This window comes from Scandinavium sp., from assembly GCF_051650185.1.
In the GTDB taxonomy this organism is placed as follows: Bacteria; Pseudomonadota; Gammaproteobacteria; order Enterobacterales; family Enterobacteriaceae; genus Scandinavium.
In genome coordinates this window covers 1-10,081 of sequence record NZ_JBOFIN010000068.1, presented here as the reverse complement: position 1 = coordinate 10,081, position 10,081 = coordinate 1, and the positions used below count along the sequence as shown (strand labels likewise).

At 53.8% G+C, this 10,081-nt stretch carries 9 protein-coding genes; 7 read left to right on the top strand and 2 right to left on the bottom strand.

The annotated features are described in order from the left end of the window. Positions 1-98 precede the first annotated feature (98 nt). Positions 99-1,094 (top strand): glyceraldehyde-3-phosphate dehydrogenase, encoded by a 996-nt coding sequence (gapA, locus tag ACRCWW_RS08520; protein ID WP_330981978.1) that lies wholly within the window; start codon positions 99-101, stop codon positions 1,092-1,094. An 85-nt stretch (positions 1,095-1,179) separates the two neighbouring features. Then, a complete protein-coding gene (locus tag ACRCWW_RS08515) occupies positions 1,180-2,064 on the top strand; it encodes a D-hexose-6-phosphate mutarotase (protein WP_438682021.1) in 885 nt (294 codons plus the stop codon). A gap of 78 nt (positions 2,065-2,142) precedes the next feature. Here ACRCWW_RS08515 and ACRCWW_RS08510 read toward each other — a convergent pair whose 3' ends face one another. Further along, positions 2,143-2,892 carry a MipA/OmpV family protein gene (locus tag ACRCWW_RS08510; RefSeq protein ID WP_438682020.1) on the bottom strand — a complete coding sequence of 250 codons (750 nt, stop codon included), beginning with the start codon at positions 2,890-2,892 and terminating at the stop codon, positions 2,143-2,145. 441 nt (positions 2,893-3,333) lie between these two features. Between ACRCWW_RS08510 and yeaG the strand changes: the two genes are divergently transcribed. The 4 genes from yeaG (at position 3,334) to ACRCWW_RS08490 (ending at position 7,846) form a co-directional block, all read left to right on the top strand. Further along, complete coding sequence (gene yeaG, locus ACRCWW_RS08505; protein ID WP_404659123.1) at positions 3,334-5,268, top strand: protein kinase YeaG; 1,935 nt, start codon at positions 3,334-3,336, stop codon at positions 5,266-5,268. A gap of 121 nt (positions 5,269-5,389) precedes the next feature. Further along, positions 5,390-6,670 (top strand): YeaH/YhbH family protein, encoded by a 1,281-nt coding sequence (locus ACRCWW_RS08500; RefSeq protein ID WP_330981983.1) that lies wholly within the window; start codon positions 5,390-5,392, stop codon positions 6,668-6,670. Between the two features lie 124 nt (positions 6,671-6,794). Next, entirely contained in the window at positions 6,795-7,301 is a 507-nt protein-coding gene (locus tag ACRCWW_RS08495; protein WP_438682019.1) for a YbaK/prolyl-tRNA synthetase associated domain-containing protein, read from the top strand. A 98-nt stretch (positions 7,302-7,399) separates the two neighbouring features. Then, positions 7,400-7,846, top strand: a complete 447-nt coding sequence (locus ACRCWW_RS08490; RefSeq protein WP_438682018.1) for a DUF441 domain-containing protein — start codon at positions 7,400-7,402, stop codon at positions 7,844-7,846. Here the strand turns inward: ACRCWW_RS08490 and ACRCWW_RS08485 are convergent. Continuing rightward, on the bottom strand, positions 7,830-8,621 hold the full coding sequence (locus ACRCWW_RS08485; protein WP_438682017.1) for an AraC family transcriptional regulator: 792 nt from the start codon (positions 8,619-8,621) through the stop codon (positions 7,830-7,832). The two genes, ACRCWW_RS08490 and ACRCWW_RS08485, sit on opposite strands and share 17 nt — an antisense overlap. A gap of 102 nt (positions 8,622-8,723) precedes the next feature. Between ACRCWW_RS08485 and ACRCWW_RS08480 the strand changes: the two genes are divergently transcribed. Next, on the top strand, positions 8,724-9,914 hold the full coding sequence (locus ACRCWW_RS08480) for a CynX/NimT family MFS transporter (RefSeq protein WP_438682016.1): 1,191 nt from the start codon (positions 8,724-8,726) through the stop codon (positions 9,912-9,914). The last annotated feature ends 167 nt before the right edge of the window (positions 9,915-10,081 follow it).

Below are 10,081 nucleotides of genomic sequence, written 5' to 3'. Positions count from 1 at the left end.
TTGTCGCAATGATTGACACGATTCCGCTTGACGCTGCGTAAGGTTTTTGTAATTTTACAGGCAACCTTTTATTCACTAACAAATAGCTGGTGGAATATATGACTATCAAAGTAGGTATCAACGGTTTTGGCCGTATCGGTCGCATTGTTTTCCGTGCTGCTCAGGAACGTTCTGACATTGAAATCGTTGGTATCAACGATCTGTTAGACGCAGAGTACATGGCATACATGCTGAAATATGACTCAACTCACGGTCGTTTCAACGGCACCGTTGAAGTAAAAGACGGCCACCTGGTTGTTAACGGTAAAAAAATCCGTGTTACCGCTGAAAAAGATCCGGCTAACCTGAAGTGGAACGAAATCGGTGTTGACGTTGTTGCTGAAGCAACCGGTATCTTCCTGACCGACGAAACTGCTCGTAAGCACATCACTGCTGGCGCGAAAAAAGTTGTTCTGACTGGTCCATCTAAAGATGACACCCCTATGTTCGTTAAAGGCGCTAACTTTGACAAATACCAGGGTCAGGACATCGTTTCCAACGCATCTTGCACCACCAACTGCCTGGCACCGCTGGCAAAAGTTATCAACGACAACTTCGGCATCATCGAAGGTCTGATGACCACTGTTCACGCGACCACCGCAACTCAGAAAACCGTTGATGGCCCGTCTCACAAAGACTGGCGCGGCGGCCGCGGCGCAGCTCAGAACATCATCCCATCCTCTACCGGTGCTGCTAAAGCAGTAGGTAAAGTCCTGCCAGAACTGAACGGCAAACTGACTGGTATGGCGTTCCGCGTTCCAACTCCAAACGTCTCTGTTGTTGACCTGACCGTTCGTCTGGAAAAAGCAGCGTCTTACGAAACCATCAAGAAAGCGATCAAAGCGGCTTCCGAAGGCCCAATGAAAGGCGTTCTGGGTTACACCGAAGACGACGTTGTTTCTACCGATTTCAACGGCGAAGTTTGCACTTCCGTGTTCGATGCTAAAGCAGGTATCGCACTGAACGACAACTTCGTGAAACTGGTTTCCTGGTACGACAACGAAACGGGTTACTCCAACAAAGTTCTGGACCTGATCGCTCACATCTCCAAATAAGTTGAGATGAGAAACTGATCCAAAAAGGCGACCTCGGTCGCCTTTTTTTATGCTTCTCGTTTACGGTTGAATCAAGGATTGCATCATGATGACTAAAATTTTCGCTCTCCCTGTTGTTGAACAACTTACCCCTGTTCTCTCCCGCCGTCAGTTGGACGACCTGGAACTTATCGTTGTTGACCATCCTCAGGCTAAAGCGTCTTTCGCTTTACAAGGCGCACACCTGCTTTCGTGGAAACCTGCCGGAGAAGAAGAAGTCTTGTGGCTCAGCAATAACACGCCGTTCAAAACCGGTGTAGCGCTGCGTGGCGGCGTGCCAATCTGCTGGCCGTGGTTTGGCCCGGCGGCACAACAAGGCCTGCCTGCGCATGGCTTTGCGCGTAACCAGACGTGGACGCTGAAAGCGCACAATGAAGATGACAACGGTGTGGTTCTGACCTTTGAACTGCAAAGCAACGAAGAAACCAAAGCGCTGTGGCCGCACGATTTCACGCTGTATGCCCGCTTTAAAGTCGGCAAAACCTGCGAAATCGAACTGGAAGCGCACGGTGAGTTTGAAACCACTTCCGCCCTGCACACCTACTTCAACGTGGGTGACATCAGCAAGGTCAAAGTGAGCGGCTTCGGCGATCGCTACATCGACAAAGTAAAAAATGCCGAAGAAGGCGTTCTGAGCGACGGCGTGCAGACCTTCCCGGATCGTACCGACCGCGTATACCTGAATGCTGAAGCCTGCAGCGTCATCCACGACGACGCGCTGGCGCGCAATATTGACGTGATCCACGGGCATCACAGCAACGTGGTTGGCTGGAACCCCGGCCCTGCACTGTCCGTCAGCATGGGCGACATGCCTGACGACGGATATAAAACCTTCGTCTGTGTTGAGACGGCTTGTGTGACCACACCGCAGAAAGCGTCTGAAGAGAAGCCGTCCCGTCTTTCTCAGACTATCCGCGTCGCGAAGCGCTAACGGGCTGCACTGATATAAAGCAAAACAGGGCGACTTCGCCCTGTTTTGTTGCACTGAACGCACCACTCGGGTGCAGCATCAGAAGCTATAGGTAATGCCGGTAGAAAGCAGCCCGGTCCAGGACTTGTCTACCATCGGGCTGTCGGTGATTTCATCCGACAGGCGCAAATAGCGACCCACGCCATAGACGCTCCAGCTGTCCGTCAGCTTGTAGTTGACTGACAACTCCAGGTACGGGTTGAAGCCGCTGTCCGCATCGTAGCTGCGCAGGCCACTCTTCGAGGATTCTTTCTTCGACACACCGTAGTAGTACTCATTCTGGTTATCGCTATCCCAGCGCACACCAATGCCCGGCGTAACCGTTAGTGCACCATTGGTGTAGCGATAGAGCCATGCCGCATCCCAGACGATACCGTTGCTCTTGTCGAGCGTATCGCCCGCAAGTGTGGTGCGCAGGAAACCGTACTGCGTGAAGTGCATATAAGACAGGCCAGCCATCATCGTCGACTGGCGACGATCGAGCTTACGCAGCTGATTGTTGTCACTGTCGCCCGGCTTAAAATACTGCGGCGACCAGTAAGCGGTAATGGAGAGCTTATCGGCCGTGTCATTCCAGAGGTAGTAACCGCCTCCGAGGCCATGGAACCAGAAGTTATTGCTTTCGAAATCAATAGCCGGCACCGGGTACACGTCAGAGTGATACTGTTTGTACGGATGCCCCACTACGCCGACGCCAGCTCCCAGCGTCAATTTGCTGTCTTCAGCATGGGCCACGGTCGCTGCTGTTGCGAAGAGCAGTCCCGTAGCCAGTTGGTTGATAACTTTCACGTTGCATATCCCTAAAAAAAAAAAAGCGGCTGAAGTGTACTCGCCCGTCCCGCTTACCTCAAATTCTTTACTTCTGCTGACATTAATTAACCTACCAGGCTGCCACTGGCCGATGACACTCCGCTTGCAGCGAGATGACAGCCCGATGAAGCCGTGAAATTTCTTCATCTTTAAGTGGCGGTATTTTTTGATGAGTTATTGATATGTCATTGAAATTGAATTTTCACAGCATGCAAGTTTTGAAAATGCCATCTACGCTTAAATTCAGAAGGTGCAATCGCGGGGCACGTTATCCATTTCTCCCAGGTAACCTGGCATAAGGGTTGCTGAATCAGAGGTGAGAATGTTGGTGAGCGTCGTTCAGCTTACGCCTTCCGGGAGCCTCCATTATTCATACGAACGGCTCTCATCCTGTGCTAAAAAACGAAAGGACGGCATGCCATGAATATATTCGATCACTATCGCCAGCGTTATGAAGCTGCCAAGGACGAAGAGTTCACACTGCAGGAATTTCTTGCCACCTGTAAACAAGATCGCAGTGCCTATGCCAACGCGGCAGAACGACTGTTAATGGCTATTGGTGAGCCAGTGATGGTTGATACTGCCCATGAGCCACGGCTGTCCCGTCTGTTTTCGAACCGTGTAGTCGCACGCTACCCGGCGTTTGAAGAGTTCTATGGTATGGAAGACGCTATCGAACAGATCGTCGCCTACCTGAAACATGCCGCTCAGGGTCTGGAAGAGAAGAAACAGATCCTCTATCTGCTCGGCCCTGTCGGCGGCGGTAAATCTTCTCTGGCTGAACGACTGAAAGCTCTGATGCAGCGCGTACCGATTTACGTGCTCAGTGCGAACGGTGAACGTAGCCCGGTTAACGATCACCCTCTGTGCCTTTTCAACCCTCAGGAAGATGCACAGATTCTGGAAAAAGAGTACGGCATCCCTAACCGCTACCTCGGCACCATTATGTCGCCGTGGGCAGCGAAGCGCCTGAACGAGTTTGGTGGCGATATCACCAAATTCCGCGTGGTGAAAGTGTGGCCGTCCATTCTGGCGCAGATTGCTATCGCGAAAACTGAACCGGGCGATGAGAACAATCAGGACATCTCGGCGCTGGTCGGTAAAGTGGATATCCGTAAGCTGGAAAACCACGCGCAGAACGATCCGGATGCTTATGGTTATTCCGGCGCACTGTGCCGCGCGAACCAGGGGATCATGGAATTCGTCGAGATGTTTAAAGCACCGATTAAAGTGCTGCATCCTCTGCTGACGGCGACCCAGGAAGGTAACTACAACGGGACAGAAGGTATCTCTGCCCTGCCGTTCAACGGGATTATCCTCGCGCACTCGAACGAGTCTGAATGGGTGACGTTCCGTAATAATAAAAACAATGAGGCCTTCCTTGACCGTGTGTATATCGTCAAAGTGCCTTATTGCCTGCGGATCTCCGAAGAGATCAAAATTTACGAAAAACTGCTCAATCACAGTGAGCTGACCCATGCGCCCTGCGCTCCGGGCACGCTGGAAACGCTGGCGCGCTTCTCGATACTGTCGCGACTGAAAGAGCCGGAAAACTCCAGCATCTACTCCAAAATGCGGGTGTATGACGGTGAAAGTCTGAAAGACACCGACCCGAAAGCGAAATCCTATCAGGAGTATCGCGATTATTCGGGCGTGGACGAAGGCATGAACGGGCTGTCGACTCGCTTTGCGTTCAAAATCCTCTCGCGCGTCTTCAACTTCGACCATATCGAAGTGGCGGCGAACCCGGTGCATCTGTTCTACGTGCTGGAGCAGCAGATTGAGCGTGAGCAGTTCCCGCAGGAGCAGGCCGAACGCTACCTTGAGTTCCTCAAAGGCTATCTGATCCCGAAATACGCTGAGTTCATCGGCAAAGAGATCCAGACCGCCTATCTGGAATCCTACTCCGAGTACGGACAGAACATTTTCGACCGCTATGTCACCTACGCGGACTTCTGGATCCAGGATCAGGAATACCGCGACCCGGATACCGGCCAGCTGTTTGACCGTGAATCCCTGAATGCGGAACTGGAAAAAATTGAGAAGCCTGCCGGGATCAGCAACCCGAAAGACTTCCGTAACGAAATCGTCAACTTCGTGCTGCGCGCCAGAGCGAACAACAGCGGACGTAACCCGAACTGGACCAGCTATGAAAAACTGCGCACGGTTATCGAGAAGAAAATGTTCTCCAATACCGAAGAGCTGTTGCCGGTGATTTCGTTCAATGCCAAAACCTCAACCGACGAGCAGAAAAAGCACGACGATTTTGTCGACCGCATGATGGAGAAAGGCTATACCCGCAAACAGGTTCGCCTGCTTTGTGAATGGTATCTGCGCGTGCGTAAATCGTCTTAACAATAGTGCCCGGCGGCGTATGCGCTTGCCGGGCCGACAATGACAAGATTCCGTAGGCCGGATAAGCGGCAGCGCCATCCGGCACTTACTGGCACTGAAGTTGGCAGTACGGGAGGGGCATATGACCTGGTTCATAGACCGACGCCTGAACGGTAAGAATAAAAGCGCGGTAAACCGCCAGCGCTTTTTGCGCCGCTATAAGGCGCAGATAAAACAGTCAATCTCCGAGGCCATCAATAAACGTTCGGTCACGGATATCGACAGCGGTGAATCTGTTTCCATACCCACGGACGACATCAGCGAACCGATGTTCCACCAGGGGCGTGGCGGCCTGCGCCATCGCGTCCATCCCGGCAATGACCATTTCGTACAGAACGATCGCATCGAGCGTCCACAAGGCGGCGGTGGCGGCGGCGGAAGTGGTCAGGGCCAGGCAAGTCCTGACGGTGAAGGCCAGGATGAGTTCGTGTTTAACATCTCCAAGGACGAATATCTCGATCTTCTGTTTGAAGATTTGGCCCTGCCGAACCTGAAGAAAAATCAGCATCGACAGCTTACGGAATACAAGACGCATCGCGCGGGTTTCACCGCCAACGGTGTTCCGGCCAACATCAGCGTCGTGCGCTCGTTGCAAAATTCACTCGCGCGACGCACCGCCATGACGGCAGGAAAGCGGCGAGAACTGCGTGAACTTGAGGCGAGCCTGGATACTGTCGCCAAAAGCGAACCGGCGCAGTTGCTGGAAGAGGAACGCCTGCGCCGTGAAATTGCCGAACTGCGGGCGAAAATCGAGAAAGTGCCGTTTATCGACACCTTCGACCTGCGTTACAAGAATTACGAGAAACGCCCGGAACCTTCCAGCCAGGCGGTGATGTTCTGTCTGATGGACGTCTCTGGTTCGATGGATCAGGCCACCAAGGATATGGCTAAGCGCTTTTACATCCTGCTTTATCTGTTCCTGAGCCGCACTTATAAAAACGTTGAAGTGGTCTATATCCGCCACCATACGCAGGCGAAAGAAGTGGATGAGCATGAGTTCTTCTACTCGCAGGAAACGGGCGGCACTATCGTCTCCAGCGCGCTCAAGCTGATGGATGAAGTGGTGAAAGAACGCTACGACCCTGCACAGTGGAATATCTATGCTGCGCAGGCCTCCGATGGCGACAACTGGGCCGATGACTCACCGCTGTGTCATGAAATTCTGGCGAAGAAAATTCTGCCCGTGGTGCGTTATTACAGCTATATCGAGATCACCCGCCGCGCGCATCAAACCCTGTGGCGCGAGTACGAACATCTGCAATCGATGTTTGAGAACTTCGCCATGCAGCACATTCGCGACCAGGAAGATATTTACCCGGTCTTCCGTGAGCTGTTCCATAAGCAAGGCTCATCGGTCAGTTAATCGCTTCCCGGCCAGCCTTTCTCTGGCCGCATTTTAGTCGACTCTGAGCCCGGCGGTGCGTAGCGCTTGCCGGGCTTTTTCTCACAGACTATGCTGGCTGCCTGGTTTTTTTCATGGAGTGGCTATGTCTGAAATCTCTTCCCGCGACGTGCACCAACACCTTGTCTCCTTACTGGATAGTCAGCAGGCTCGCTTTCGCGTCATAGAACATGAAGCCATGGGCAAGTGTGAAGCGGTGTCGGAAATTCGCGGTACTGAGCTGGGGCAAGGTGCAAAAGCCCTGGTCTGTAAAGTGAAAGGTAACGGCGTGAAACAGCACGTGCTGGCGATCCTGGCGGCCGATCAACAGGCAGATTTATCGCTGTTAGCCGCGCATCTTGGCGGGTTAAAAGCGTCGCTGGCAAGCCCGGCAGAAGTGGATGAACTGACCGCCTGCGTGTTTGGCGCCATTCCACCTTTTAGCTTCCATCCCTCACTGAAGCTTATTGCCGATCCGCTGCTGTTCGAACGCTATGACGAAATCGCCTTTAACGCCGGGCTGCTGGAAAAATCGATAATCATGGACACCCAAGATTATCTGCGCATTGCCCGGCCTGAACTGGTGGCTTTTCGCCGCAGCAGTGACACTTAACCTTTTTTCCCTTGCCTGTTAAAAAAAGCCTGTTTACTCACGACGATATGCGTAAAGTAAACGGGTTTACTTTTTTTTACTTTTGGCAAGGACTCCCTATGTTTGATCCCACCCTGCTTATCCTGCTCGGGCTGGCGGCACTCGGCATTATCAGTCATAACACCGCCGTGACCGTCTCCATTCTGGTTTTGATTATCGTGCGCGTCACCCCGCTCAACGGGTTATTTCCCTGGATTGAAAAACAGGGGCTGAGTATCGGGATTATCATCCTGACCATCGGCGTGATGGCCCCTATCGCCAGCGGTACGCTGCCTGCTTCAACGCTGTTGCACTCTTTCGTTAACTGGAAATCTCTGGTGGCGATTACCGTCGGCATTTTTGTCTCATGGCTCGGTGGGCGAGGCGTGCAGTTGATGGGCATTCAGCCACAGCTGGTTGCCGGTTTGCTTGTGGGAACGGTTCTGGGCGTCGCGTTGTTTCGCGGCGTGCCTGTCGGGCCGCTTATCGCCGCAGGGATAGTCTCGCTCTTTATCGGGAAGTCGTAGTCAGCGCGTTGAGATACCGCCCCGGCGTTTGGCCTAACCCTTTGCGGAACATGGTGATAAACGCCGTCGTGGACTCATAGCCTAACGACAGCGCAGTCTGTTGCACCGTCTGACCGCCAATCAGCATTTGCAGCGCCAGAATCAGCTGCAACTGGTGCCGCCAGCGACGAAAGCTCAGCCCTGTTTCCTTCACCACCAGCCGCGCCAGGTTGCGTTCGCTCATCGCAAACCGACTTGCCCACTGCCCCAGCGTTTGCCACTCAGCAGGCTCCGCAGCCATCGTTTCCACCATCAGGCGAATTTTTGGGTGTAGTGAGACAGGGAGCTGCAACTGCTCCTGCGGCTGTTGCGGAAGTTCATCAAAAAGCACCCGAGTCAGGCGCTGTGTGGCCTCTGTCTTCAGTTCGTTTCCCAGACGTGCTGAAAGCGAGAGGATCAGTTCGCGGACCAGCGGCGAGATCTTCAGGGTACAGCAATGCTCAGGCATTGCCGCCGCGCCGGGTTCGATAAATAAAAAGCAAAGCTGAGCCCCCGGCGTAGTGCGGTTACTGTGTGGCACCTGACCCGGTATCCACACGGCAAACTGTGGCGGCACCATCCACATCGCATTCTCGACTTCACAGGTAATGGCACCATGCAGCGCAAGGATCAGTTGCCCTTTGCGGTGCCGATGGCTGGGAATAAACTGCTCATCTTCAGCAACCTGAATTCGGAATGCCACCGCGGCGTCACGCTGGCTGTCAGGTTCATAGCCGCCAAGTCCTAACCCTTTCATCTTCAGTTTGTCCGATATTAGCGATTATTTGTCATTCTGGCTTGATTCTATCATCAAGAGAAAAGCGTATCGTAGCCCCTCCTGTGAATGACCGAGAAAGACATGAGTATTACGACCCTCTCTTCCCGTCGGCAAAATCTGTTGCTGATTGCCGGGATCCTGCTGATTGCCACCTCTTTGCGCGTGACGTTTACCGGTGCTGCCCCTCTGCTTGACAGCATTCGTGCTGATTATGGCCTGACGACGGCCCAGACCGGGCTGCTGACAACGTTGCCCCTGCTGGCTTTTGGCTTAGTATCTCCGCTGGCCGCAGGTTTTGCGCGTCGGTTTGGTATGGAGCGCAGCCTGACGGGCGCGCTTCTCCTGATTTGCGCCGGTATCGCCGTGCGTTCACTGCCTTCGCCGACGCTGTTGTACGTCGGCACGGCCATTATTGGCTGCGGTATCGCGCTCGGAAACGTGCTGCTGCCGGGGCTTATCAAGCGTGATTTTTCCGGCCATGTGGCCAAAATGGTCGGCGCGTATTCCCTGACGATGGGCGGCGCTGCGGCATTAGGCTCGGCGCTGGTCGTCCCTTTGGCATTAAGCGGATTAGGCTGGCAGGGTGCATTACTGGCATTGATGGCCTTCCCTCTGCTGGGCTTCCTGGTGTGGTTACCACAATGGCGCAATCACACGCCTGCCGCCGTAACAACGTCGCGTAGCCTGCACGACAAAGGCATCTGGCGTTCCGCACTGGCCTGGCAAGTGACGCTGTTTCTGGGCATTAACTCGCTGGTTTACTACGTCATTATCGGCTGGCTGCCCGCCATTCTGATAAGCCACGGTTACAGCGAAGCGCAAGCAGGTTCCCTGCACGGGCTCCTTCAGCTTGCGACAGCAGCACCGGGCCTGCTGATCCCACTGGTGCTGCACAAGCTTAAAGATCAGAAAGGCATCGCCATTGGCGTGGCGCTGATGTGCGCTGTTAGCGCCATCGGCTACTGGCTGATGCCGCAACAGGCGGTGCTGTGGACGTTGATTTTCGGCTTCGGTTCAGGGGCAACCATGATCCTCGGCCTGACGTTCATCGGTTTACGCGCAGGCTCTGCACATCAGGCGGCTGCCCTTTCCGGCATGGCGCAATCGGTGGGCTATCTGCTGGCCGCCTGCGGGCCACCGGTGATGGGGAAAATTCATGATGCGAGCGGCGACTGGCATATTCCACTCATCGCGGTAGCTTTTATTTCCCTGATTATGGCGGTATTCGGCGGGCTTGCCGGGCGTGCTAAAGAGATTAATGGCAAGACCTGAGGGCTGAAATTGTAGGCCCGGCAAGCCAGGGTATGAACCGGAAACATGGGTAACACTTTAGACCGGATACATGGGTAACAGTTATAACTGGCATAGAAGAGGAGACTCGCTATGCCCTGGACTGAGACCCAACCTTGTATTATCCCCCACGTGCAGAAAGAGCCGGC

Excerpts from the sequence above, each read along its gene's own strand:
- yeaG (WP_404659123.1), top strand. The coding sequence starts at position 3,334 with ATGAATATATTCGATCACTATCGCCAGCGTTATGAAGCTGCCAAGGAC.
- ACRCWW_RS08500 (WP_330981983.1), top strand. The coding sequence starts at position 5,390 with ATGACCTGGTTCATAGACCGACGCCTGAACGGTAAGAATAAAAGCGCG.
- ACRCWW_RS08515 (WP_438682021.1), top strand. The coding sequence starts at position 1,180 with ATGATGACTAAAATTTTCGCTCTCCCTGTTGTTGAACAACTTACCCCT.
- ACRCWW_RS08495 (WP_438682019.1), top strand. The coding sequence starts at position 6,795 with ATGTCTGAAATCTCTTCCCGCGACGTGCACCAACACCTTGTCTCCTTA.
- ACRCWW_RS08485 (WP_438682017.1), bottom strand. The coding sequence starts at position 8,621 with ATGAAAGGGTTAGGACTTGGCGGCTATGAACCTGACAGCCAGCGTGAC.
- ACRCWW_RS08480 (WP_438682016.1), top strand. The coding sequence starts at position 8,724 with ATGAGTATTACGACCCTCTCTTCCCGTCGGCAAAATCTGTTGCTGATT.
- gapA (WP_330981978.1), top strand. The coding sequence starts at position 99 with ATGACTATCAAAGTAGGTATCAACGGTTTTGGCCGTATCGGTCGCATT.
- ACRCWW_RS08490 (WP_438682018.1), top strand. The coding sequence starts at position 7,400 with ATGTTTGATCCCACCCTGCTTATCCTGCTCGGGCTGGCGGCACTCGGC.